Annotated in this window: 26 protein-coding genes and 2 pseudogenes; 13 read left to right on the top strand and 15 right to left on the bottom strand. The window is 65.3% G+C overall.

What is annotated here, in order from left to right; all coding sequences use genetic code 11:
- The gene (locus tag AC5Y2L_RS01400; RefSeq protein ID WP_499939124.1) at positions 1-855 is read left to right on the top strand and encodes a hypothetical protein; all 855 of its coding nucleotides are present in this window, start codon (positions 1-3) and stop codon (positions 853-855) included.
- On the opposite strand, the gene AC5Y2L_RS01395 is transcribed toward AC5Y2L_RS01400, so the two are convergent.
- From AC5Y2L_RS01395 to AC5Y2L_RS01360, 8 genes are all read right to left on the bottom strand, one after another.
- A complete protein-coding gene (locus AC5Y2L_RS01395; protein WP_499939125.1) occupies positions 847-1,548 on the bottom strand; it encodes an anti-sigma factor in 702 nt (233 codons plus the stop codon). The genes AC5Y2L_RS01400 and AC5Y2L_RS01395 overlap by 9 nt on opposite strands.
- Complete coding sequence (locus tag AC5Y2L_RS01390; protein WP_499939126.1) at positions 1,545-2,108, bottom strand: sigma-70 family RNA polymerase sigma factor; 564 nt, start codon at positions 2,106-2,108, stop codon at positions 1,545-1,547. Before AC5Y2L_RS01390 ends, AC5Y2L_RS01395 begins: the two co-directional genes overlap by 4 nt.
- Before the next feature lie 45 nt (positions 2,109-2,153).
- Positions 2,154-2,927: a DUF1295 domain-containing protein gene (locus AC5Y2L_RS01385; protein WP_499939158.1), complete on the bottom strand. Its 774-nt coding sequence runs from the start codon at positions 2,925-2,927 to the stop codon at positions 2,154-2,156.
- 8 nt (positions 2,928-2,935) lie between these two features.
- Entirely contained in the window at positions 2,936-4,210 is a 1,275-nt protein-coding gene (locus tag AC5Y2L_RS01380; RefSeq protein ID WP_499939128.1) for a class I SAM-dependent methyltransferase, read from the bottom strand.
- A complete protein-coding gene (locus AC5Y2L_RS01375) occupies positions 4,207-4,911 on the bottom strand; it encodes a DUF1365 domain-containing protein (protein WP_499939130.1) in 705 nt (234 codons plus the stop codon). The genes AC5Y2L_RS01380 and AC5Y2L_RS01375 overlap by 4 nt, the downstream gene beginning before the upstream one ends.
- Entirely contained in the window at positions 4,905-6,200 is a 1,296-nt protein-coding gene (locus tag AC5Y2L_RS01370; protein ID WP_499939131.1) for an NAD(P)/FAD-dependent oxidoreductase, read from the bottom strand. Before AC5Y2L_RS01370 ends, AC5Y2L_RS01375 begins: the two co-directional genes overlap by 7 nt.
- 143 nt (positions 6,201-6,343) lie before the next feature.
- The gene (locus tag AC5Y2L_RS01365) at positions 6,344-6,733 is read right to left on the bottom strand and encodes a type II toxin-antitoxin system VapC family toxin (protein WP_499939132.1); all 390 of its coding nucleotides are present in this window, start codon (positions 6,731-6,733) and stop codon (positions 6,344-6,346) included.
- Complete coding sequence (locus AC5Y2L_RS01360; protein ID WP_499939134.1) at positions 6,730-6,957, bottom strand: FitA-like ribbon-helix-helix domain-containing protein; 228 nt, start codon at positions 6,955-6,957, stop codon at positions 6,730-6,732. The genes AC5Y2L_RS01365 and AC5Y2L_RS01360 overlap by 4 nt, the downstream gene beginning before the upstream one ends.
- Positions 6,958-7,119: 162 nt before the next feature.
- Between AC5Y2L_RS01360 and AC5Y2L_RS01355 the strand changes: the two are divergent.
- From AC5Y2L_RS01355 to AC5Y2L_RS01345, 3 genes and pseudogenes are all read left to right on the top strand, one after another.
- Positions 7,120-7,500: pseudogene (locus AC5Y2L_RS01355) on the top strand (TNT domain-containing protein); the annotation flags it as partial.
- A gap of 109 nt (positions 7,501-7,609) precedes the next feature.
- A complete protein-coding gene (locus AC5Y2L_RS01350) occupies positions 7,610-7,942 on the top strand; it encodes an Imm63 family immunity protein (RefSeq protein ID WP_499939159.1) in 333 nt (110 codons plus the stop codon).
- Between the two features lie 153 nt (positions 7,943-8,095).
- Positions 8,096-8,428: an Imm63 family immunity protein gene (locus tag AC5Y2L_RS01345; RefSeq protein ID WP_499939161.1), complete on the top strand. Its 333-nt coding sequence runs from the start codon at positions 8,096-8,098 to the stop codon at positions 8,426-8,428.
- Between the two features lie 253 nt (positions 8,429-8,681).
- Here AC5Y2L_RS01345 and AC5Y2L_RS01340 read toward each other — a convergent pair whose 3' ends face one another.
- Positions 8,682-9,041 (bottom strand): Rv2640c family ArsR-like transcriptional regulator, encoded by a 360-nt coding sequence (locus AC5Y2L_RS01340; protein ID WP_499939135.1) that lies wholly within the window; start codon positions 9,039-9,041, stop codon positions 8,682-8,684.
- A gap of 100 nt (positions 9,042-9,141) precedes the next feature.
- Here AC5Y2L_RS01340 and AC5Y2L_RS01335 point away from each other — a divergent pair, with 100 nt between their 5' ends.
- Positions 9,142-9,585 carry an ArsI/CadI family heavy metal resistance metalloenzyme gene (locus AC5Y2L_RS01335; protein ID WP_499939137.1) on the top strand — a complete coding sequence of 148 codons (444 nt, stop codon included), beginning with the start codon at positions 9,142-9,144 and terminating at the stop codon, positions 9,583-9,585.
- Positions 9,582-11,086, top strand: a pseudogene (gene arsB, locus AC5Y2L_RS01330) (ACR3 family arsenite efflux transporter). The gene AC5Y2L_RS01335 and the pseudogene arsB overlap by 4 nt, the downstream one beginning before the upstream one ends.
- Here the strand turns inward: arsB and AC5Y2L_RS01325 are convergent.
- The 4 genes from AC5Y2L_RS01325 to AC5Y2L_RS01310 all read right to left on the bottom strand — a co-directional run bounded on the left by AC5Y2L_RS01325 (position 11,083) and on the right by AC5Y2L_RS01310 (position 14,979).
- Complete coding sequence (locus tag AC5Y2L_RS01325; protein WP_499943458.1) at positions 11,083-11,331, bottom strand: hypothetical protein; 249 nt, start codon at positions 11,329-11,331, stop codon at positions 11,083-11,085. The pseudogene arsB and the gene AC5Y2L_RS01325 sit on opposite strands and share 4 nt — an antisense overlap.
- A 65-nt stretch (positions 11,332-11,396) precedes the next feature.
- Positions 11,397-11,855 carry a DUF5078 domain-containing protein gene (locus AC5Y2L_RS01320; RefSeq protein ID WP_499939139.1) on the bottom strand — a complete coding sequence of 153 codons (459 nt, stop codon included), beginning with the start codon at positions 11,853-11,855 and terminating at the stop codon, positions 11,397-11,399.
- Positions 11,856-11,918: 63 nt separating this feature from the next.
- A complete protein-coding gene (locus AC5Y2L_RS01315; RefSeq protein ID WP_499939141.1) occupies positions 11,919-12,845 on the bottom strand; it encodes a crotonase/enoyl-CoA hydratase family protein in 927 nt (308 codons plus the stop codon).
- Between the two features lie 52 nt (positions 12,846-12,897).
- Positions 12,898-14,979, bottom strand: coding sequence for a prolyl oligopeptidase family serine peptidase (locus AC5Y2L_RS01310; RefSeq protein WP_499939142.1), 2,082 nt, complete (start codon positions 14,977-14,979; stop codon positions 12,898-12,900).
- Positions 14,980-15,039: 60 nt separating this feature from the next.
- Here AC5Y2L_RS01310 and exaC point away from each other — a divergent pair, with 60 nt between their 5' ends.
- The 6 genes from exaC to AC5Y2L_RS01280 are packed head-to-tail and all read left to right on the top strand — an operon-like array spanning position 15,040 to position 19,575.
- Positions 15,040-16,563 carry an acetaldehyde dehydrogenase ExaC gene (gene exaC / locus AC5Y2L_RS01305; protein ID WP_499939143.1) on the top strand — a complete coding sequence of 508 codons (1,524 nt, stop codon included), beginning with the start codon at positions 15,040-15,042 and terminating at the stop codon, positions 16,561-16,563.
- Positions 16,563-17,036, top strand: coding sequence for a DUF779 domain-containing protein (locus AC5Y2L_RS01300; protein WP_499943454.1), 474 nt, complete (start codon positions 16,563-16,565; stop codon positions 17,034-17,036). The genes exaC and AC5Y2L_RS01300 overlap by 1 nt, the downstream gene beginning before the upstream one ends.
- 19 nt (positions 17,037-17,055) lie before the next feature.
- On the top strand, positions 17,056-17,334 hold the full coding sequence (locus AC5Y2L_RS01295) for a putative holin (protein WP_499939679.1): 279 nt from the start codon (positions 17,056-17,058) through the stop codon (positions 17,332-17,334).
- Positions 17,327-17,860, top strand: coding sequence for a hypothetical protein (locus AC5Y2L_RS01290; RefSeq protein WP_499939677.1), 534 nt, complete (start codon positions 17,327-17,329; stop codon positions 17,858-17,860). The genes AC5Y2L_RS01295 and AC5Y2L_RS01290 overlap by 8 nt, the downstream gene beginning before the upstream one ends.
- A gap of 39 nt (positions 17,861-17,899) precedes the next feature.
- Complete coding sequence (lpdA, locus tag AC5Y2L_RS01285; RefSeq protein ID WP_499939675.1) at positions 17,900-19,294, top strand: dihydrolipoyl dehydrogenase; 1,395 nt, start codon at positions 17,900-17,902, stop codon at positions 19,292-19,294.
- 2 nt (positions 19,295-19,296) lie between these two features.
- On the top strand, positions 19,297-19,575 hold the full coding sequence (locus AC5Y2L_RS01280) for a hypothetical protein (protein WP_499939673.1): 279 nt from the start codon (positions 19,297-19,299) through the stop codon (positions 19,573-19,575).
- 5 nt (positions 19,576-19,580) lie between these two features.
- On the opposite strand, the gene AC5Y2L_RS01275 is transcribed toward AC5Y2L_RS01280, so the two are convergent.
- Positions 19,581-20,075 (bottom strand): carboxymuconolactone decarboxylase family protein, encoded by a 495-nt coding sequence (locus tag AC5Y2L_RS01275; protein WP_499939692.1) that lies wholly within the window; start codon positions 20,073-20,075, stop codon positions 19,581-19,583.
- Positions 20,076-20,140: 65 nt separating this feature from the next.
- Positions 20,141-21,568: an acetate metabolism transcriptional regulator RamB gene (gene ramB / locus AC5Y2L_RS01270; protein WP_499939672.1), complete on the bottom strand. Its 1,428-nt coding sequence runs from the start codon at positions 21,566-21,568 to the stop codon at positions 20,141-20,143.
- A gap of 137 nt (positions 21,569-21,705) precedes the next feature.
- Here ramB and AC5Y2L_RS01265 point away from each other — a divergent pair, with 137 nt between their 5' ends.
- Positions 21,706-22,500, top strand: a complete 795-nt coding sequence (locus tag AC5Y2L_RS01265; RefSeq protein ID WP_499939670.1) for an acyl-ACP thioesterase domain-containing protein — start codon at positions 21,706-21,708, stop codon at positions 22,498-22,500.
- Positions 22,501-22,665 lie beyond the last annotated feature (165 nt).

The following is a 22,665-nucleotide window of genomic DNA, read 5'->3' as shown; positions in this document are numbered from 1 at the left end:
GTGCGATTCGCGCTGACGGTGGTGTTGTGGCTGGCTACCACGGCCGCATTGGTGGTGCTCGTACCGGCGTCGTGGCTGCAGAAGAACATCGTCGATGTCGACGGCTACGGCGCGCTGGCCCGCAAGGCGGCCGCCGACCCCGCACTGCAGTCCGCGATGGCGGCCGAGCTCACCACGCGGGCGATGCGGCTGATCACCGAGCACGGCGGCTCGGCGGACACTTCGCAGGTCCACGACGTGATCGCGAAATTCACCGCCGGCCCGGCTTTTCCGCCGCTGTTCGCCCAGGCGAACAAGGCCGTGCACAGCTGGTTGTTCAGTAATCCGCAGTCCGGGCAGGACGGCGAGTGGGTGGTGGATCTGGCCCCGATGCTCAACGAAAGCTCGGTGCAGCAAATGCTGAACAGTCACCACGTGACGGTGCCGACCAAGCTGACGGTTCCGGTGACGGTGTCCGTGCCGTCGACATCGCAGCCGTTACGGCAGGGTCAGCTGAGTTGGCTTGGGACGTGGGGTCCCTGGGCCACTATGGGCGCGGCGGCCATGTGCGCCTTGTGCGGGTTTTTGCTGTTGGTCGCTGCGCGGCGCCGGGGCAGGGCGCTGGCCGGCATCGGCGTCGCGGTGCTGCTGGTCGGCGCGGCCGGATGGGCCGGCATCGAGCTGGCCGACGGGCGCATCCTCAACGAACTCAACCGCACCACCGGCGATTTCCGCACGGTGGGTGACGTGATGGTTCGCTATGCCAAGTCCAGCCTGCATGAATGGCTCAACCTGACCCTGCTGGGCGGTGCCACCCTGGTGGTGCTCGGCGTGATCGTCGCGGCAGCGTTCAGCCTGCGTAAGCCGTCAGCCTAAGGGCAACTGGGCCAACGGCAGGCTGGTCGGCCGCGGCGATCCGGTGCCGGGTTCGACGGTGAACGCCAGCACCGTCGAGGCGCCGAGGCCGCGAACCGTTGCTTTCGTCGAGGGTGCGACGGCCGCCGTGCCCATAGTGCCCGCCGACGTCGGGGGCGCGTCGGTGCGCATCAGCCACATTTGATACACGGTGCCGGGCGTGGGCGGGGCCACGTTGTTCATCACCAGCACACCCGCGTTGCGCTCGCGAGAGAACACGAACGTGGCTGTCCCGGTGCCCAACGGACGAGACACCGTCTGCACATCCGGCGCCGACAGCACCTGCTCGGCGACCGTCTGTTGGGCCGGCGGCCGCATCAGCATGCCGAGCCCGAACGCCGACAACCCCACCACGATGGCCGCGGCCGCCGCCAAAAGTGCTGTCCGCCAACGCCGTTGCCGCCTGATCTCGAGCTGCGTCGGCTCGGTAAGGGCCAGGACGGCGTCCCGCAGCCGCGCCGGTGGCTCCACGGCGGTCCCCGCCGAGACGATCGCCATCGTCTCGCGCACCGCCCGCACTTCCGCGCGGAACTCAGCGGCGTTCGTCGACGCCGCGACCCGCCGTTCGATGTCGGCCTTCTCCTCGTCGCTCACCGCGCCCAACGCATACGGCGTGGCCAGGTCGAGCAGTTCGGATTCGTTTGGGTCGGTCATGACACGTCCAGACAATTGCGCAGACCGCGCAGGGCGTCACGCATACGGGATTTTATCGTCGAGAGGTTGGCGGCCAACCGTTGCGACACTTCGGCGTAGGTCAACCCGCCGTAGTAGGCCAGCTCGATGCACTCGCGCTGCGCGTCGGTCAGCGCCTCGAGGCAGCGGTTCACCCGGCGCCGCTCGTCGGTGGCGATCGCGGAGTCGGCGACGACGTCGGCGGCGGTCTCGACGGTGGCGGCGCCATACCTGTCCTCCCGACGCGTGCCGGCCTGCTCGGCACGCACCCGGTCGACCGCGCGCCGATGTGCCATGGTCAGCAGCCAGGCGAGGGCGGATCCCTTGGCGGAGTCGTACTCCGACGCTGTCCGCCACACCTCCAGATAGACCTCCTGGGTGGTTTCCTCGCTGTAGCCGGCATCACGCAGCACACGGATCACCAGCCCGTACACCCGGGATTTGGTGAGGTCGTAGAGCGCGGCGAAGGCGTCGCGGTCGCCGCCGGCGACCTTCCGCAGCAAGGCGTCCAGGTCGCCGCTCAGCGTGGGCGGTCCGGTCATCGATCGGTAGCTTATCGTCAGCCGTCGCCACGGGTGGCAGTCTGCTCATCGCCGATTACCTGTTCGCGGCGGCCAGGGCACGAAATACGCTGTCCGCTGCTGGTATTCGGCGAAGCCGGGCCGCCCCCGCATGTACCTCTCGGTCAGCCGGGCGCCGCTGACATGCACCAAGAAGTACGTCATCACCAGCGGCGAGCCCAGCGTGGCCAGCGACACCCAGCCGTTGATGCTGACCAGCCACAGCCCCCACCACACACAGGCGTCACCGAAGTAATTGGGGTGCCGGGTGTAGGCCCACAGCCCACGGTCCATGATGGCGCCGCGATTCGCCGGGTCGGACTTGAACGCCTTCAGCTGCCGATCGCCGACGGCCTCGAAGGTGACGCCGAGCAGCCAGATCGCCAGGCCCAGCGCGGTGACGACCAGCAACGGCTTGGGTGTCGGCCCGCCGACGGCAGAGAACTGCAGCGGCAACGAGATGAACCAACCCAGGAAGCCCTGCAGCAGGAAGACCTTTCGCACCACTTGCGCCGTGGTGGCATTGCGCAACAGGTCGGCGTAGCGGCGATCCTCGCCCTGGCCGGCGGTCTTGCGCTGGATGTGCCAACTCAGCCGCACGCCCCAGATCGCCACCAGTGCCAGCAGGAGCCACCGGCGGACGGGGTCGCCATGTCCGAGCGCCGCGGCGACGGCGGCGACCGCGACGAAGCCCACCCCCCACGCCACGTCCACCACGTTGTAGCGGCCGATCCGGCGACCGATCAGGAACGTCACCGAGTGCACCACGGCCAGAGCCAAAGCCGAAGCGCCCGAGACGATCACCAGGTTCACGGCTCGACCCCGCGGACAAACGTCCACTGGTAGACGTCCAGATACCCCGACCGAAAGCCCGCCTCGGAATACGCCAGATACAACTCCCACATGCGCCCGAACACCTCGTCGAAGCCCAACTGCGGCAACTCATTTCGATGCTGCGCAAACCGCTCCCGCCAGAGCCGCAGTGTTTCGGCGTAATGCGGACGCAGCGAGGCCATGTCGACGGTGCGCAAATTCGTGCGCCGCTCGGTGATGCCGGCGATGGCCTGGGTGGACGGTAGCAGCCCGCCCGGGAAGATGTACTTCTGGATCCAGGTGTGCGTATGACGGGTGGCCAGCATCCGCTGGTGCGCCATGGTGATCGCCTGGATCGCGACCCGTCCGCCCGGGCGCACCAGCCGTTCCAGCGCGGCGAAATACCTTGGCCACGCGTGGTATCCCACGGCTTCGATCATCTCGACTGAAAGCACGGCGTCGTAGGGGCCGTCGGCGACATCGCGGTAGTCGCACAGGTCGATCTGCACAAAGGGGGACAGGCCGACGGCGGTGACCCGCCGGCGTGCCAGCCGCCGCTGTTCCCCCGACAGCGTCACCGAGCGGACGTGGGCCCCGCGCGCCGCCGCGCGGATGCACAGTTCGCCCCAGCCGGTGCCGATCTCCAGCACCCGGCTACCCGGCCGGACGCCGGCGGCGTCCAGCAGCCGGTCGATCTTACGTCGTTGTGCCGCAGCCAAATCCGGCCAGGCGGCCGGTATCTCGCTGAACAACGCGCTCGAGTAGGTCATGGTCTCGTCGAGAAACTCGGCGAACAGCTCGTTGGACAGGTCGTAATGGCTGGCGACGTCGCGCCGCGCCCGATCGCGGCCGGCTGCTCGCCAGCGGGGCCGAAAGGCCGGACCAATCGGCCGTAGCCGTTGCAGCGGGCTGGGCACGAGATCGGTGACCGACCGGGCCAGCACCGTCAGCAGTCCGACGAGGTCATTCGACGACCACTCGCCGGCCATGTACGACTCGCCGAAGCCGATCAGGCCGTGCCGCCCGATCCGGCGCGCCACCGCGTCGGGCCGGTGCAGGACGAGGGCCGGCAAACTCGGGTCGGGCGAGCCGATCACCGTGCCGTCGGGATAGCTCAGCCGCATCGGCAGCCGGGTTGCGGCTCGGCGCAGCAGTCGTTCGGCGACCACTGCCGACGCCGTTGCCACCGGACCCGACGGCACCGTCGCGACCGCCGGCCAGCGTCCGGAATCTATTGCTGCCGAAGGCGTTCGGATCGACTCGACGCTCATCGGGGCACCACCGGCACGCGGCGCAACCATAATTTGACTCCCTGTATCCGGATTCGCGTGGCCACCACTAACGGCGCCAACGGCGAGACAAGCTGCATGGTGGCCACCTCTCGAGCGGTTGCGGGCCGGCGCGCACCGCGCATGTTGGCCACGAAGACCATCCGGTGACCACGATGTAGCGACACGGTGATGTCGACGTCGCTGTCGGGGCGCGGTGCGTGCACCACGTAGTAGCCGTCCACCGCGTTGAACGGCGAGACGTAGAACGTTTTCGCGGTCACCACGGGCAGTTCGGCGGGCGGCAGCAGGTAGGCGTGGCGCTGACCGTAGGTGTTGTGCACCTCGGCAACCACGTAGCGCAGGACGCCATCGCGGTCATGGCACCAGAAGACGCTCAACGGGTTGAAGACGTAACCGGCGACGCGGGCCTGCAACAGTGCGGTGATGCGGCCGTCGGGAGCGGTCACGCCGCGGTCGGCGAAGAACGCATCCAGTCGGTTGCGCAGCGACCCGGGCGGCGGGCCGGCGAAATGGTCGTCGGCGCGGAAGCGGGCGAACGGTCGCGCCCACCAGGCCAGCTTGGGCAGGTCGTCGACATCGACATACCAACTGTAGCTTCGGTATTCGAACGAATGCCGCACCGGCACCCGCCGGGAATGGGTGATCGTGGTCCGGTAGATGGACGGCGCGAGCGTTAACACCGGACCACCGCCTTGCGGTCGCGTACAGCCGGCCAGTCGGCGCCGAGCCGCCGCGCCGCGCGCAGTCCCGAGGCGGCGCCGTCCTCGTGGAACCCCCAGCCGTGGTAGGCGCCCGCGAACACCACGCGATCGTCATCCAGTGTCGACAATTCCCCTTGCGCGGCAACGGATTCCGGTGTGTACAACGGGTGGCTGTAAGTCATCTCGGCGATCGCCGACCGTGGGTCCACCCGGCCTTCGCCGCCTAGTGTGACCAGATACCGGCGCTCGCCCGGCAGCCGCATCAGCCGGCTGACGTCGTAGCTGACCACGACGTGGTCGGCGCCCGGGTCCACCAGGTAGTTCCACGACGCGCGGGCGCGGCGGTGGCGGGGCAACACCGACTCGTCGGTATGCAGCTGGGCGCGGTTGGCTGAATACGGGATCGAGCCCAGCACGCGGCGCTCGCGGGCGTTCGGCTTGTCGAGCAACAGCAGCGCCTGGTCGGGATGAACGGCGACGACGGCGGCGTCGAAAATCTGCGGCGGGCGGTCGCCCGCGTGCACGAGCACGCCGTCCGGTATTCGCCGCAGCGCGCGAACCGGTGTTCCGACGGCCACCTCGTCAAGCCGAGAAGCGATGGCCTGCACGTAATTTCCCGATCCACCGGTCACCGTGCGCCAGGTCGGCGAGCCGAAAACCGACAACATGCCGTGATGGTCGAGGAAGACGAACAGATACCGGGCGGGATAGCGCATCGCGTGATCGGCGGCGCACGACCACACCGCGGCTACCAGCGGCGTGATGAAGTAGTCGACGAAATACGACGAGAAGCGGTGCCGGTGCAGGAAGGTCTCTAGCGTCTCTAGATCGCTGGCATCGTGGGTCAGCATTCGACTTGCGGCGCGGTGGAAGCGGATGATCTCGGCGAGCATCAGCAGATAGCGCGGGCGCAGCGACTGCCGGCACGCGAACAACCCGCGCGCGCCAAGAGCTCCGGCGTATTCGAGTCCAATATCGTCGGCCCGCACCGACATCGACATCTCGGACTCCTGAGTGGCGATGCCGAGCTCACCGAATAACCGGCACAGCGTCGGGTAGGTCCGGTCGTTGTGCACCAGAAATGCCGAATCCACCGCCACGACGCTGCCGTCGCTTTGCTTGACGAAGTGGGTGTGCGCGTGGCCGCCAAGCCGAACGTCGGCCTCGTACAGGGTGACTCGGTTCTGCCCGGACAAGACGCAGGCCGCGGTGAGCCCGGCCACGCCGCTACCGATGACCGCTATCGACCGTCCAAATTCTCGCTGCACATCAGCTATTCGGAGCCGACGGCGGGGCGGACGGCACTAGCGCCCGCTGCGGCCGGCCCTACGGATGCGGCTAAGGACCACTCGGCGACCACCGATCGGTTGCCGGCGGCGGCGCCATACTTCTGACGAAAGCGCGGCAACGATCAGGTGACGAGTTCGATGTCGGCGCCATGGCCGTGGGATTGAGCGAGCCGCCGGTCGCAAGTGATCAGCGGCGCGGCGATGCCTTCCGCGAGGGCGACGTACATGCCGTCGGCTACCGAATGCGTGCTGCGCAGTTGGTAGGCACGCTGGACGAAAGGCTTTGTGGGCCAACGCCGGAGCGGCAGGCTCCGGAAGTCGGCGACAGCGACCAGCCCTTCGTGATCGCTGATCAGCTGGCGCGCGACCGCTCTACGGATAGCACCGAGCACTTCGACATCGAAGTGGCCTGGCGCATGCACGGTCTCGCCGCGCAATCGCTGGCCGACGACCGCCCCCGCTGCCGTCGCCAAGACGAGCTCGACAGCCGCCGAGGCATCCAACACGATCACTCGGACCGGGCCTCGCCGACCAGTTCAGCCGCGGTCACTCCGAGCTCCCGACGCGGCAATGCCGCGAGGCGATCGAGAACCTGGTCAAGGGCCGGTTCTTCCGCAAGTTCGCTCAGTCGGGCGAGCAGGAAATCACTCAGGCTCATCCGCTGCGCCGCTGCCCGGGCCTTCAGCTCATGGACCAACGCATCGGGTACATTCCGAATCTGAACCATTGTCGGCATGCTGCCAGCATATCGAACATGCTAGTTACATGCAAGCTCCTTGCCCCCTGCGGCGGCGGGTTAGCCCGCGCCATCATCCGTTGACGGCCGAGCGCACCTGACGACTAAGCCCACTGTCAATGTGCGTTTCGGTGGTGCGCTCGGATACGTCTAAAATCGCCCCCAATGGGTGGTATGGCATGGGACGACTTTGCCTCCCAGTTCGGCACCCCCAGCGCGCGCCATTACCCGCCGAATGATGGGTTTCCGCCAGGCTATGTTCCCCAACCCGCCCATCTGCCTGAAGGCACCATCATCGACCGGTTCGGTACCGAATACGGTCGCTATCTTGCGCCCGACGGCACACCATTCGCAGATCGCGCCTTACCGCCAGAATCGATTGGAGGGAATTACAACCGGTACATGGTCACCGGAGAGCCACTGCCACCAGGCTGGCGAATCGTAGAGGGACCGGTCGAACCGTTTTATGGCCAGACGCCGTCGCCTGGCACGCGACAATACATGATCACAGGTCCTGACGGTGTCCCGGTGAATGTAGAGTAACTGGTAGATATGGGTATCCTCGATAGATATGGACCGCCCCTTGGACGATGAATTGGCCGAACTCCAAATTAAAATCGATCGATTGTCCGAGAAACTAGGCGCCCGTTCGATGCATGTGGGACTACGAACAAAAGACGGCCTGAATATTTATATCGCCGAGGACGGGTCCTATCATTTCACATTCTACGAGCGAGGAAAGCTCGGCTTCGACCGGTCGGGAAGCCTCGACGACCTTCTCTACTGGTATTGCAAGGGCATTGTCAGAAATCAAGCAGCTGAACGAGTAGGAGATCGAGCAGAACGCTTCAGATATGAGTACGAGGTGTTCAGCGAGTTCGATGTTCGCTGGGCGAAGAGGCGCGTGCGTGAACTTGCCGCTATGTTCCGTAATTGGAAGCCAAAGGACATTGCCTTACTCCCCGACATTGGCGAACCGTTGTGACGTCGTTACTGGTGGACCGACGCACACGGACCGACTGTGTGGAAATGGTGAGGCTAGGAATACTTGATGAGTGTGGATCGCCCCGTCGACGATAGATCCAGGGAACTTCAATTCGAAATCGACCGGCTGTCGGAGAAGTTGGGAGTCCGTCCTATGGCTGTCGGACTGCGGACCAACGACGGCCTAAATATCTATGTCGGAGAAGATGGCTCATACCATTTTGCTTTCTACGAGCGGGGAAAACTCGGCTTCGACCGGAAGGGTAGCCTCGACGATCTTCTCTACTGGTACTGCGCAGGTATAGTCACACGCCAAGCGGCCAAATGGGTGGGCGACCGTGCGGAACGTTTCAAATACGAGTATCAGATACTAAGCCAATTCAATATTGATTGGGCCAAAAGAAATATTCGGGAGACGGCGGCAATGTTCCGTAACGGCCAGCCAGAGGACATAGCCTTACTTCCCGACATCGGCGAAGCGCTATGACGCTCGCTCATCTCGCATCAACGTAATGCAGCCAATTTCAAGGTCTGGCCGTGATCGTGATAAGCCTGACCTGGTTTCCGATACCGCACGACCAGTGCCGGCAAGGCCCAGTGGCGGCTCCCGCTCGGCCGTGCGCGCGCACATGTTGCCCAACGAGGATTCGGCAAACGACGACGTGGCGACCGCCGATACGTTCCCGGCCGCGATTCCGCATTACTGACGTCGGCATGGAGGTCGGTATCAACCGGCTTCGCTAGGAGCAGCAATTTGGGTCCAACGCGGCGCATAAGGCCTGCAACGCGTCCGGGCGGACCCGATGAAACACGTTCATACCGCGCCGATCCGAGGCTATGAGCCCCGCCTTACGCAGTTGGTTCAGGTGATGGCTGACCGTGGATTCGCTGAGTTGCAACACCGCCGCGAGCTGTCCCGAAACCTCCTCGCCCGCGGAGGAACTGAACAGATACGACACAATCTTGACCCGTACCGGATCTGCCAGGGCCTTGAGACGCAACGCAATGTGCAACGCGTCCTCATCGCTCATCGGACCAGCCGCGACCGGGGCGCAACAGACCGGCGCGGTCGTGTCGATCACGGGCAACGCTTTAGGCATCACACCATCCTGCCACAAAGCTTGACATATATCGAAAAGGTGGCATGCTGGGCGACGCCGCTAGTTCGATATATGTCTCACAACTTGGAGGTTCGTCGCCATGTCTCGCGTTCAATTGGCCCTCAACGTCAATGACCTCGATGAGGCAATCACGTTCTACTCCAAGCTTTTCGATGCGGAGCCAGCCAAACGCAAGCCCGGCTACGCCAACTTCACCGTGGCCGAACCACCGCTCAAGCTGATACTGATCGAGAATCCTGGCAAGGGCGGGTCGCTCAACCACCTCGGCGTCGAGGTCGAGTCCAGCGAGACGGTGCGTGCAGAGATCGCCCGTCTGCGTGGAGCCGGTCTGTTCACCGAGGAGGAGATGAACACCACCTGCTGTTTTGCCACCCAGGACAAGGTGTGGGTAACCGCGCCCGACGATGAGAAGTGGGAGGTCTACACCAAGCTGGCCGATGCCGAGACATTCGGCGGATCCGTCCCTGCGGTCGGAGAACCTGGCGCCGAAGCGTGCAACTGCGGCCCGAAAGCCGCCGGATGAGCGCACCGGCCACCGCCGCGCACGCCCCCGTCGTCGGCAAGCTGTCCACCCTCGACCGATTCCTACCGCTGTGGATCGGCGCCGCGATGATCGCCGGGCTGCTCCTGGGCCGCGCCGTCCCCCGTCTCGACCGGGCGCTCAGCGCGGTACAGCTCGACGGCATCAGCCTGCCTATCGCCATCGGGCTGCTGGTGATGATGTATCCGGTGCTGGCCAAGGTCCGCTACGACCGGCTGGACACGGTGACCGGCGACCGCAAGCTTCTGGGTTCGTCGCTACTGCTCAACTGGGTGATCGGCCCGGCCTTGATGTTCGCGCTCGCGTGGCTGCTGCTCCCGGACCTGCCCGAATACCGGACCGGCCTCATCATCGTCGGCCTGGCACGGTGCATCGCGATGGTCATCATCTGGAACGACCTCGCGTGCGGTGATCGCGAAGCCGCGGCGGTCCTGGTCGCACTCAACTCGGTGTTCCAGGTGATCATGTTCGCCGCGCTCGGATGGTTCTACCTGTCGGCGCTGCCGGGCTGGTTCGGGCTGGATAAAACGTCGATCAGCGTCTCGCCGTGGCAGATCGCCAGGTCGGTGCTGATCTTTCTCGGCGTGCCCTTGGTCCTCGGTTACCTGTCGCGTCGGATCGGGGAGCGCCTGAAGGGCGGCGACTGGTACGAGGGCCGGTTCCTGCCGAATGTCGGACCGTGGGCGCTGTACGGGCTGCTGTTCACCATCGTGGTCCTGTTCGCCCTACAAGGCCACCAAATCACCACCCGGCCATGGGATGTCGCCCGCATCGCACTCCCACTTGTGGCCTACTTCGCCATCATGTGGGGTGGCGGCTACCTTCTCGGCGCCGTACTGGGCTTGGGCTATGAGCGCACCACCACCCTGGCGTTCACCGCCGCGGGCAACAACTTCGAGCTGGCTATCGCGGTGGCGATTGCCACCTATGGCGCCGCTTCCGGACAAGCCCTGGCCGGTGTGGTGGGACCGCTTATCGAGGTGCCCGTACTCGTCGCCCTGGTCTACGTCTCCCTGGCCCTTCGCCCGCGCCTATCGCCGACGCCAAGGAGCGTTCAAGGATGAACCGCAAACCCAGCGTCCTGTTCGTCTGTGTGCACAATGCGGGTCGCTCCCAAATGGCCGCCGCACTGCTTACTCACCTCGCCGGCGATCGCATCGAAGTACGTTCCGCGGGAACCGAACCCGCTGACCAGGTCAATCCTGCCGCCGTCACAGCGATGGCTGAACTTGGTGTCGACATCGCCGCCGCAGCCCCAAAAATCCTTACGCCTGACACGGTTGGGTCCAGCGACATCGTGATCACCATGGGCTGCGGCGATACCTGTCCCTATTTTCCCGAAGTCACCTACCGCGATTGGAAACTCGACGATCCAGCGGGTCAGCCTCTCAACGCGGTTCGCGCCATCCGCGATGACATCGCCGACCGCGTCCGTGCGCTGATCGCTGAACTCGACGATCGGGTCAGCGTCTTCGAAACTTAAGGCGGGCCGAACCGATCGCAGATCGCGACGCACATTCCCGCCGCAGGAATGCGCACCCAGTGCAGCGGCTCATCGCCCTCGCGCGTGCACAGAATGGGGCCGGTGTCGCCCCAGAGTTTCTGACCTTCCGTCGAGCACGGCGTGAAGTCGGCGTGCGCCGGACTGCTCTCGACAAGCGCCACACATGGAGCGACGGCCATCAAGATCGCCATGCCGATGACCCTCAATGCGTTCAAGCTCGACACCTTTCTGTAGCGACCTGGCGACCGCCAAATCGAATCTCGCGACTACAGAATCCGCAGGAAAGCCGTTATGCCCAGTTCCACACGGACATGTCACCACGTGGGTAGCCGTTGCACACGTCGGTCGCCTTGGCCACCACGCCCTTGTTGTTGAAGAAGATTTTCATGTGGTTGACCCAGGCATAGGTCAGCGGGTCGCCGTTGTAGAAGTTCTCGGAATACTCCCTGCGCTCCGCCGGCGACAAGGAGAAGAACCAGTGCGCCTTGTTAATCGTCGCTTCCTGCAGGTTCGCGTGGTTGTTGAAGTCGATCATGTAGCGCTGGTAGTAGACCGGGCTGGTATCGCGCACGGCCGCCAGGTACTGCTCGGCGTCGCAGGTGGTGTTGATCATGCGGCGTGGTACCGGGAAGTCCTCGGTGGAATCGGCGACCGCGGCCTTGGGAAAGGTCGCGCCGGCGATGCCGAAGCTCACCAGAAGGGCCAGAAACCAAACGCCTGCACGCAGGCTAGAAGTCTGCCGAAACATATCGATAACCGTAACACTCTCGGGGTCTGCAGGAACAGGAATCAAAGTTAATAGCTGATCTTACTAGGTGGGGCTATCAGGGACGATGACGTGGTTGGGATCAGGTCGCAACTCCGGCGACGCCTGGCTGTAATCCCCGAAGGGCCCGTCGCGGCGCTGCACCGCGGCCCGAACCCCCTCCGTCTGGGCCATCCGGATGAAGTCGAGCGCCTCGGGGGTGTTGCGCATCAAGCCGTCGAGGATGCCCCCGAGCAGCTGAGTGGACGCCAGACCCATGTTCTCGTAAGCCTGGTTGACGATCAGCTTCTGCGCCCGCAACTGGGACAACGGGATTTGCGCCAGCTCGTCGGCTACCTCGGCGACCCGGGCCTCCAGCCGCTCGAACGGCACCGCCTCGTTGATCAGCTCCAACTCGGCCGCCTGCACACCCGTCAGCGGCCGGCCGGTCAGCGAATGCCACTTGACCTTGGCGAAGCTCAGGCGATACATCCACATCCCGGTCAGGTATGCGCCCCACATCCGGGCGTACGGCGTGCCGATCACGGCGTCCTCGCTGGCGATGACGAGATCGGCGCACAGCGCGTAGTCGCTGCCCCCGCCCACGCACCAGCCGTGCACCTGCGCGATCACTGGTTTCGTCGCCCGCCAGATGGCCATGAACTTCTGATGCGGCCCCGTCTCGCGCGCGGTGATCACGGCGAAGTCCTTGCCGGGGTCCCACTTGCCGTCGGTCATCATGGCGTCACCCCAGTGCGCAAAGCCGCCGCCGAAGTCGTAGCCGGCGCAAAATGCCCGGCCGGCGCCGCGCAGCACGATGACCTTGATGTCCTGGTCTCGCTCGGCCAACCCGATCGCGGCCTCGATCTCGTCAGGCATGGGCGGGACGATGGTGTTCAGCTGCTCCGGGCGGTTGAGCGTGATGGTGGCCACCGGACCCGCGGTCCGGTAGAGCAGCGTCTCGAATTCGGATGTCGGCTCGGAATGGGACATAAGCCGAAGCGAAGTGCCGCGGGAGTCGGCTGTCAAGCGGCTTCGACGCCCGTCACGTTGCCCGTTGGCTGCCCAGCATTCGATGCAGGAAGGTGTAGCTGAGCGCCGACTTGAACGCCAACTGCTCATTGTCGGCGGCCCCGGCGTGCCCGCCCTCGATGTTCTCGTAGTACCAGACCCGATGACCGGCCGCCTCGAGGGCCGCCGTCATCTTGCGGGCGTGGCCCGGATGCACCCGATCGTCGCGGGTGGACGTGGTGATCAGCACCGGCGGATACTTACGGTCCGCCGAAATATTATGGTACGGCGAGTATTTGGAGATGAATGCCCAGTCGTCGGGGTCGTCGGGATTGCCGTATTCGGCCATCCACGAAGCGCCGGCCAACAGCAGGTGATAGCGCCTCATGTCCAGCAGCGGCACGTCGCACACCAGCGCGCCGAACTTCTCCGGATACTTGGTCAGCATGATGCCCATCAGCAGGCCGCCGTTGCTGCCCCCTTGCGCGCCGAGCTGCTCGACAGTAGTGATGCCGCGACTGACCAAATCGGTTGCCACTGCGGCGAAGTCCTCGTCCACCTTGTGCCGGCCCGCACGGATCGCCTGGGTGTGCCAGCCGGGTCCGTACTCGCCGCCGCCGCGGATATTGGCCAGCGCGTAGGTGCCGCCTCGGGCCAGCCACAACCGGCCCAGCACGCCCGCATACCCCGGTGTGTTCGACGACTCGAATCCGCCGTAGCCACCCAGCAGGGTGGGTGCCGGCCCATCCAAGCCGCGCGGCCGCACCAAAAAATACGGAATTGACGTCCCATCCTTGGACGTCACGAAATGCTGTGACACGGTGATATTTTCGGCGTCGAAGAAGTCCGGCGCGGACTTGATCTGCTCCAACTGGCCGTCACCGCTGCCACGTAGCAACCGCGACGGCGTGTCGAATCCACTTGAGTCCAGGAAGAACTCGTCGCCGGTGTCGTCGGCCGCGACGATCACGGTGTTGGTGGCGGCGGGGATGCCGGGCAGCGGGCGGCGCTGCCAATTAACCCGTGACGATCGCAAGCGCGGCGAAGCCGGGCGCAGCGGGTCGTCACTTACAGATGCTGGCGTGGCGATCTCGACGCGGCTGGCCACGTCGGCCAGCGCCACCATCAGCAGCCGATCGCGAGTCCAGGCGTAGTGCGACAGCGCGGTGTGTTCGTCGGGCTCGAAAACCACGCTGAGTTCTACTGTGCCGGAGAGGAATTGATCATAGTCGGCGACCAGCAACGATCCCGCAGGATAGGTTGTGCCGCCGACGGTCCAGTCGCTGCGCAAAGAGATCAGCAGCCAGTGCCGGTGCACCGAAAGGTGTGCGTCGGTGGGTGTTTGGATGCGGATCAGTTCTGCGCCGCGCAGCTCGTAGACTTCCTCGTTCCAGAAGTCCAGGGCGCGGGCCAGTATCGTGCGCTCGAAGCCCGGTGTCCGGTCCACCGACGCCGAGACGCTGACGTCGGTGCGGGCGCCCTCGAAGATCGTTTCCGCGTCGGACAGCGGCGTGCCGCGGCGCCACCGCTTGATGATCCGCGGATAGCCGGATTCGGTGAGCGAGTCGTCACCGAAGTCGGTGCCCACCAGGACAATATCCGGGTCGGCCCAGGTGATCTGCGACTTGGCCTCCGCCAGCTCGAATCCCCCGTCGACGAATTCGCGTGTCCGCATGTCGAATTCACGTACCACGGCGGCGTCCGAGCCGCCCGGTGACAGGGTGACCAGTGCGCGGGTGTAGTCCGGCCTGATGACGTTGGCCCCCTGCCACACCCAGCGCTGATTGTCGGTTCGCCCAAGTTCGTCCACGTCGATCAGGACGTCCCAGTCGGGGGAGTCGGTGCGGTAGCTGGCCAGTGTGGTGCGCCGCCACAGGCCGCGCGGGTTGTCGGCGTCGCGCCAGAAGTTGTAGAGGTACTCGCCGCGGCGGGTCACATAGGGGATGCGGGTGTCGGTGTCGAGCACTTCGAGCGCCTCGGCGCGCATCCGCTCGAACCCCTCATCGCAGAACTCGGCTTTCGTCGGCTCGATGTGCGCGCGGACCCAATCCAGTGCCTCATCTCCGGTGATGTCCTCGAGCCACAGGTACGGGTCCGCAGGCGTCATGGATGCCATTGTGGTCCCGGCGGTAGTGTGAGCTGTATTACATAAGGGTCGAATGAGGGAGTCGAGACAATGACCGTCTTCGCACGTCCAGGTGCCGCCGGGGCGCTGATGTCGTATGAGTCCCGGTACCAGAACTTCATCGGGGGACAGTGGGTCCCGCCCGTGCAGGGCCGCTACTTCGAGAACCCGACGCCGGTCACCGGCGAGACGTTCTGCGAAATACCGCGCTCCGACGAGGCCGACATCGACAAGGCGCTCGACGCGGCACACGCGGCGGCGCCGGCGTGGGGCAAAACCTCGCCCACCGAACGCGCGGCGATCCTGAACAAGATCGCCGACCGCATCGATCAGCACACGGCCGCGCTGGCGGTCGCCGAGGTCTGGGACAACGGCAAACCGATCCGGGAGGCGCTGGCCGCTGATATTCCGCTGGCGGCCGATCATTTCCGGTATTTCGCCGCGGCAATCCGGGCGCAGGAAGGCGCGCTGTCCCAAATCGACGAGGACACCGTCGCCTACCACTTCCACGAGCCGCTCGGCGTGGTGGGCCAGATCATCCCGTGGAACTTCCCGATCCTGATGGGCGCCTGGAAACTGGCTCCGGCGCTGGCGGCCGGCAACGCGGTAGTGCTCAAACCGGCCGAACAGACGCCGGCGTCGATCCTCTACCTGATGTCGCTGATCGGTGACCTGCTGCCGCCCGGAGTGGTCAACATCGTCAACGGCTTCGGCGCCGAAGCCGGCAAACCGCTGGCCTCCAGCGATCGGATCGCGAAGGTCGCGTTCACCGGCGAGACCACCACTGGGCGTTTGATCATGCAGTACGCGTCGCAGAACCTGATCCCGGTCACCCTGGAGCTCGGGGGCAAGAGCCCCAACATCTTCTTCTCCGATGTGATGGCCGCCAACGACGACTTCCAGGACAAGGCGCTGGAAGGCTTCACCATGTTCGCGCTCAACCAGGGCGAGGTGTGCACGTGCCCGTCGCGCAGCCTGATCCAGTCCGACATTCACGACGAGTTCCTCGAACTGGCGGCGATCCGCACCAAGGCCGTCCGGCAGGGCGACCCGCTGGACTCCGAGACCATGCTGGGCTCGCAGGCGTCCAACGACCAGCTGGAAAAGATCTTGTCCTACATCGAGATTGGCAAGGGTGAGGGCGCCAAGGTCATCACCGGCGGTGAACGCGCCGAGCTCGGCGGCGACCTGTCCGGCGGGTTCTACGTGCAGCCGACGATCTTCACCGGCAATAACAAGATGCGCATCTTCCAGGAGGAGATTTTCGGTCCCGTGGTGGCGGTGACGTCGTTCACCGACTACGACGACGCGATGGGCATCGCCAACGACACCCTCTACGGCCTGGGCGCGGGCGTGTGGAGCCGCGACGGCAACACCGCGTACCGGGCCGGGCGCGACATCAAGGCCGGACGGGTGTGGGTCAACTGCTACCACGTGTATCCGCCGCATGCGGCGTTCGGTGGCTACAAGCAGTCCGGCTTTGGCCGCGAGGGCCACAAGATGGCCCTGGAGCACTACCAGCAGACCAAGAACATGCTGGTGTCCTACTCCGACAAGGCGCTGGGATTCTTCTGATGGTCCCGGGCGCGCTCATTACCAGCGCCGCCGCCGACCTGCTCGCCCGCCTGCAACAGCAGCACGGACCAGTGATGTTCCATCAGTCCGGCGGCTGCTGCGACGGGTCGTCGCCGATGTGCTACCCGGTCGCCGACTTCCTCGTCGGCGACCGTGACGTCCTGCTCGGTGTTCTGGACGTCGGGGAAGAGGGAGTGCCGGTGTGGATCTCCGGGCCGCAGTACCAGACCTGGAAGCACACCCAGTTGATCATCGACGTGGTACCCGGCCGCGGCGGCGGGTTCAGCCTCGAAGCGCCCGAGGGGGTGCGGTTCCTCAGTCGCGGCCGGGTGTTCAGCGACGACGAGAAAGCCCAGGTAGCGGCCGCGCCGGTGATCACCGGCGCGGCCTACGAGCGAGGGGAACGCCCACCGGCGCGGGGGCACGTGGTGGCGGACAACGCGCCGGGAGCATGCCCGGTGAGTAGGCCGTAACGCAGTAAGGTCGGACAGCGTGATTCCGCTTCCGCGACCATGGCTGCTGGCCGGCGCCATGCTGGTCGGCAGCGCGCTGGGGCAGCTGGCGGGGGCGGCGTCCGCCTTGGTGGTCCATGCACGGATCCGGCCGGACGTCGTCATCGCGCTGGTGGTCGGGGTTCCCAGCGTGATCGGGCTGCTGGTGATCCTGCTGTCCGGGCGCCGGTGGGTGACGATGGTGGGCGCGTTCATCCTCGCGCTGGCACCCGGCTGGTTCGGTGCGCTGGTGGCTATCCAGGTTGCCTCCGGTGGCTGACAATGAAGCCGACGAGACGAACCCGGGAACCGCACCGTTCGTCCCGGATTTCGACGACGACTCGGGACCGCTGCCCGTGCCGCCGGAGAAGCCCGACGAGGAGCCCGAGGAGAAGCCCAAGGAGCCCGAGCCGCCCGCGCCGGACGTCGTAGCGAAAGCCGAACCCGAGCCGCCCGTCGCACCGGTCACCGTGCCGGGGCGATACCAGTACCTGAAGTGGTGGAAGTTGGTTGCGGTGGTCCTGGCCGTCTGGTGTGCCGCGGCGGTCGTCGGGCTGGGCTTGTTCTATTGGTGGTTTCACACCGTCGACAAGACGTGGCCGGTGTTCGCCGTCCTGGTCTACGTCGTGGCGTGCTCGGTGGCCGCCGTGCTGCTGGCGATGGTTGAGGGCAGATCTCTGATCTCGGCCTTGTCGATTGCGGTGATGTCGGGGCCGTTCGCCTCTGTCGCCGCAGCGGCGCCGCTGTACGGCTATTACTACTGCGAGCGCACCGGCCACTGCCTGCTGAGTGTCATTCCGTACTGACCGCGTTGCCGAGCGGCCGCAAACGTTAGGGTAGTGCGCGTGACCCACTATGACGTCGTCGTCCTCGGAGCCGGTCCCGGCGGGTATGTAGCGGCCATCCGCGCCGCACAGCTCGGTCAGAACACCGCGATCGTCGAACCCAAGTACTGGGGCGGCGTCTGCCTCAATGTCGGCTGCATCCCGTCGAAAGCGCTGCTGCGCAACGCCGAGCTCGCCCACATCGTCACCAAGGAAGCCAAGACCTTCGGCATCAGCGGCGAGGCAACGTTCGACTACGGGATCGCCTTCGACCGCAGCCGCAAGGTGGCCGAGGGCCGCGTCGCCGGTGTGCACTTCCTGATGAAGAAGAACAAGATCACCGAGATCCACGGGTACGGCAGATTCACCGACCCCAAGACCCTGTCAGTCGAGCTGAACGACGGTGGGACGGAAACAATCACGTTCGACAGCGCCATCATCGCCACCGGCAGCAGCACCCGGCTGGTGCCGGGCACGTCGCTGTCGGAAAACGTGGTGACCTACGAGGAGCTGATCCTGTCCCGGGACCTGCCGAAGTCGATCATCATCGCCGGCGCCGGCGCGATCGGCATGGAGTTCGGCTATGTGCTGAAGAACTACGGCGTGGACGTGACGATCGTGGAGTTCCTGCCTCGGGCGCTGCCCAACGAGGACCCCGACGCCTCCAAGGAGATCGAGAAGCAGTTCAAGAAGCTCGGCGTCAAGATCCTCACCGGAACCAAGGTCGAGTCCATCACCGATAATGGCTCGCAGGTCACGGTCAGCGTCAGCAAGGACGGCAAGGCCGACGAGCTGAAAGCCGATAAGGTGTTGCAGGCCATCGGGTTTGCGCCCAACGTCGAGGGCTACGGCCTGGACAAGGCCGGCGTGGAGCTGACCGATCGCAAGGCCATCGGCATCACCGAGTACATGCAGACTTCCGTGCCGCACATCTACGCGATCGGCGACGTCACGGGCAAGCTGCAGTTGGCCCATGTCGCCGAGGCGCAGGGCGTGGTGGCGGCCGAAACCATCGCCGGCGCAGAGACTTTGGCGCTCGGCGACTACCGCATGCTGCCGCGCGCGACGTTCTGTCAGCCCAACGTGGCCAGCTTCGGGCTCACCGAGGAGGAGGCCCGCAACGAAGGGTACGACGTGGTGGTGGCCAAATTTCCGTTCACCGCCAACGCCAAAGCCCATGGCGTGGGGGATCCCAGCGGTTTCGTCAAGCTGGTGGCCGACGCCAAGTACGGCGAACTGCTCGGCGGGCACCTGGTCGGCCACGACGTCTCCGAGCTACTGCCCGAGCTGACGCTGGCGCAGAAGTGGGACCTCACGGCAAACGAGTTGGCGCGCAACGTACACACCCATCCGACGATGTCGGAGGCACTGCAGGAGTGCTTCCACGGCCTGGTCGGCCACATGATCAACTTCTGAGCATGGCCCGATCCAGCGAAAAGATCGTGGGCGCGATCGCCGGCCTGATCGCCGGCTATGTGCTGTGGCTGGTGGCCATTTCCATCGGTGAGTCCCTGACCACGGTCGGCAAGTGGAGTCTGGCGGTCTTGCTGCTGTCGCTCGCACTCGCCGCCGGCGCGGCAGTCGGGGGTCTGTTGATGCGTTGGCGCCGTAGGTATTTCGGCGCGGCGTTCGCGTTCGGCCTGCCGATACTGCCGGTGGTGCTGGCGTTGGCGGTGCTGGCCAACATCTATCTGTGAGCCCGCTAGCTTCGTGGATTGTCCAACGGGATCGCAAGAGCATGCATGGTCGCGGCCAGCCCGTCGTATTGGCTTGCCAGCAAGCAGAATTCGATAAGTTGCCGACGGTCCAGGTGGGCCGCCAGCTGCTGCCAGGTCGAGTCGGTGATGGTGCGGTCCTTGACGAACTCGTCGGTCGCCTGCAGCAGTGCCTGCTGACGGGCGGTGAGGCTGTTGCGGGCGTCTTCCGGCACGTCCGGCCAGGCGAAGATGGTGGCCTGCAGCTCCGCGTTCAGGCCCTTGGCGCGCGCCATGGTGCGATGGTGCTGCAGCTCGTATTCGCAGGAACGCAGATGCGCGACACGCAGGATCACCAATTCGGTGTCGATTGCCGGCAGCCGTCCCCGCAGCAGCCTGCCGCTATAGATCGACCACGTCCAGAACAGCAGCCGGCGCTGGCCCAGGGTGGTGAACAGATGCATCTCCGGCGCCCGCACCTTGCGTGCCGCCAGCTTGGCCATCACCCAGTTGACCGGTCCCAGCTCCCGGAATCCGCCGGGCGGGATCCGGGCGACCTGGCTGCCCGTCACGGTTGCCGCACCAGGTAGGGGGACACGGTGCTGCGATGTTCGTCGAGGTCCAGCGCACGCCCCAACGCCGGAAACGCCCGCTGCGGACACTTGTCTCGCTCACAGACGCGGCAGCCCGCGCCGATGGGTGTGGCGATTTTCGCTGGATCCCCCGACAAGTCGAGTCCTTCCGAGTAGACGAGTCGGTGTGCGTGGCGAAGTTCGCAGCCCAACCCGATCGCGAAGGTCTTACCCGGCTGACCATACCGGGCGGCGCGACGCTCGACGGTGCGGGCCACCCACAGATAGCTGCGGCCGTCGGGCATCTGCGCGATCTGCACCAGGATCTTGCCCGGGTTGGCGAACGTCTCGTAGACGTTCCACAGCGGGCAGGTGCCGCCGCTGGACGAGAAGTGAAAACCCGTGGCGGACTGCCGCTTTGACATATTGCCCGCCCGATCCACCCGGACGAACGAGAACGGCACCCCGCGCATCGACGGCCGCTGCAGCGTGGACAGCCGGTGCGCGATGGTCTCGTAGCTCACCGAGTAGAACGCCGACAGCCGCTCGACGTCATAGCGGAAGTTCTCGGCCACGTCGTGGAACTGGCGATAGGGCAGCACCGCCGCCGCAGCGAAGTAGTTGGCCAGCCCGAGCCTGGCCAGCGTGCGTGACTCGGCGCTGGTGAACTTGCCGTCCTCCACCATGTGATCGATCAGCTCGCCGAACTCGAGGTAGGCCAATTCGGCCGCCATTTTGAACACCTGTTGCCCCGACGACAGGTGATTGCTGATCTCCAGCGTCTTGGTCTTGGGGTCGTAGCGGTGCAGCACGGTGTCACCCAGGTCGATGCGCTTGGTGATCCGCACGCCGTGCACCTCGGTGAGTCGCCGGGGCAGCTCACGGGCCAGGTCGCCGTGATGCATCCGCATCTGGATGGTCAGGTCTTCGGCGGCCGTGTCCAGTTCGTGCAGGTAGTTCTGGCGCTCGTAGAAGTAGTCGCGCACCTCTTCGTGCGGCATGGTGATCGATCCGCTGCCGCTGCTGCCGTCGAAGAAGCGCTCCTCGGTCGCGGCCGCCAATTGCGCGGTGGTGATCCGGTAGCGCCGGTGCAGGTTGACGACCGCGCGAGCCAGCGTGGGATGCGCGCTGACCACCTCGGCGACTTCCGTCGGGTCGACGTTGATGTCGAGATCACGGTCCATCGTCACTTCGCGCAGCTCGGCGACCAACCGGGTGTCGTCTTGCGGAGCAAAGAAGGTCGCGTCCACCCCGAACACCTCGGTGATGCGCAGCAGCACCGCCACCGTCAACGGGCGGACATCGTGTTCGATCTGGTTGAGGTAGCTTGGCGAGATCTCCAGCATCTGGGCCAGGGCGGCTTGACTGAAACCGCGCTCGTTGCGCAGCTGGCGCACCCGCGACCCGACGAACGTTTTGGCCACCCGACCGAGCGTACGCTGCGTTGTTAAGGCGTGATTGGCAGAGTTCGCACGTGCGTGCAGTGGGGCGATTTTTGGATTTCACCGGTCCCGTTGGCATGATTCGCTCAGGAAAAGGGGAGATACGGGGAGATTTGGCCGTGAGCCTGGACAAAACAATGATGCCGGTGCCCGACGGCAGCCCCGATGTGTTCGATCGCGAGTGGCCGCTGCGGGTTGCCGACATCGACCGCACCGGCCGGCTGCGTCTGGACGCGGCGTGCCGGCACATCCAAGACATCGGCCAGGACCAGCTACGGGAGATGGGCTTCGAGGAGACCCACCCGCTGTGGATCGTCCGGCGCACCATGGTCGATTTGATCCGCCCGATCGAGTTCCAGGACATGCTGCGCTGCCGGCGCTGGTGTTCGGGCACCTCGAATCGCTGGTGTGAGATGCGCGTGCGGATAGACGGGCGCAAGGGCGGCCTAATCGAGTCCGAGGCGTTCTGGATCCACGTCAACCGTGAGACCGAGATGCCGGCCCGCATCGCCGACGACTTCCTGGCGGGCCTGCACAAGACCACCTCCGTGGACCGGTTGCGGTGGAAGGGTTACCTGAAGCCCGGCAGCCGCGACGACGCCTCGGAGATCCATGAGTTCCCGGTCCGGGTCACCGACATCGACCTGTTCGACCACATGAACAACTCGGTCTATTGGAGCGTGGTCGAGGACTACCTGGCCTCCCATCCCGAGCTGCTGGTGGGTCCGCTGCGGGTGACGATCGAGCATGAGGCGCCGGTGGCGCTGGGCGACAAGCTCGAGATCATCTCCCACGTCCACCCACCCGGATCCACCGACAAGTTCGGCTCGGGGCTCGCCGATCGCACTGTTACAACGCTCACATATGCGGTGGGCGACGAGACGAAAGCGGTCGCCGCGCTGTTCTCGCTGTAACCGGACAAGCGTCCCGGTTAATCGCCCGTTTACCTGCGGATATGTGTTACCGATGGGTAGTTTCTGAACCGGTCAAGAATGCATGCGGCTTCGCAAACTTTGCAAAATGACCAGGAGTCATAGCCGAAATTCGCAAGTGAAATGGGTAGACCAGCAGGAATGGCC

It is taken from the genome of Mycobacterium sp. NGS66 (assembly GCF_059812225.1).
This window is presented reverse-complemented; position numbering and strand designations above follow the sequence as displayed.

Excerpts from the sequence above, each read along its gene's own strand:
- AC5Y2L_RS01395 (WP_499939125.1), bottom strand. The coding sequence starts at position 1,548 with ATGACCGACCCAAACGAATCCGAACTGCTCGACCTGGCCACGCCGTAT.
- AC5Y2L_RS01390 (WP_499939126.1), bottom strand. The coding sequence starts at position 2,108 with ATGACCGGACCGCCCACGCTGAGCGGCGACCTGGACGCCTTGCTGCGG.
- AC5Y2L_RS01380 (WP_499939128.1), bottom strand. The coding sequence starts at position 4,210 with ATGAGCGTCGAGTCGATCCGAACGCCTTCGGCAGCAATAGATTCCGGA.
- AC5Y2L_RS01360 (WP_499939134.1), bottom strand. The coding sequence starts at position 6,957 with ATGCCGACAATGGTTCAGATTCGGAATGTACCCGATGCGTTGGTCCAT.
- AC5Y2L_RS01350 (WP_499939159.1), top strand. The coding sequence starts at position 7,610 with ATGCATGTGGGACTACGAACAAAAGACGGCCTGAATATTTATATCGCC.
- AC5Y2L_RS01345 (WP_499939161.1), top strand. The coding sequence starts at position 8,096 with ATGGCTGTCGGACTGCGGACCAACGACGGCCTAAATATCTATGTCGGA.
- AC5Y2L_RS01340 (WP_499939135.1), bottom strand. The coding sequence starts at position 9,041 with ATGCCTAAAGCGTTGCCCGTGATCGACACGACCGCGCCGGTCTGTTGC.
- AC5Y2L_RS01335 (WP_499939137.1), top strand. The coding sequence starts at position 9,142 with ATGTCTCGCGTTCAATTGGCCCTCAACGTCAATGACCTCGATGAGGCA.
- AC5Y2L_RS01320 (WP_499939139.1), bottom strand. The coding sequence starts at position 11,855 with ATGTTTCGGCAGACTTCTAGCCTGCGTGCAGGCGTTTGGTTTCTGGCC.
- AC5Y2L_RS01315 (WP_499939141.1), bottom strand. The coding sequence starts at position 12,845 with ATGTCCCATTCCGAGCCGACATCCGAATTCGAGACGCTGCTCTACCGG.
- AC5Y2L_RS01310 (WP_499939142.1), bottom strand. The coding sequence starts at position 14,979 with ATGGCATCCATGACGCCTGCGGACCCGTACCTGTGGCTCGAGGACATC.
- exaC (WP_499939143.1), top strand. The coding sequence starts at position 15,040 with ATGACCGTCTTCGCACGTCCAGGTGCCGCCGGGGCGCTGATGTCGTAT.
- AC5Y2L_RS01300 (WP_499943454.1), top strand. The coding sequence starts at position 16,563 with ATGGTCCCGGGCGCGCTCATTACCAGCGCCGCCGCCGACCTGCTCGCC.
- AC5Y2L_RS01280 (WP_499939673.1), top strand. The coding sequence starts at position 19,297 with ATGGCCCGATCCAGCGAAAAGATCGTGGGCGCGATCGCCGGCCTGATC.
- AC5Y2L_RS01275 (WP_499939692.1), bottom strand. The coding sequence starts at position 20,075 with ATGGCCAAGCTGGCGGCACGCAAGGTGCGGGCGCCGGAGATGCATCTG.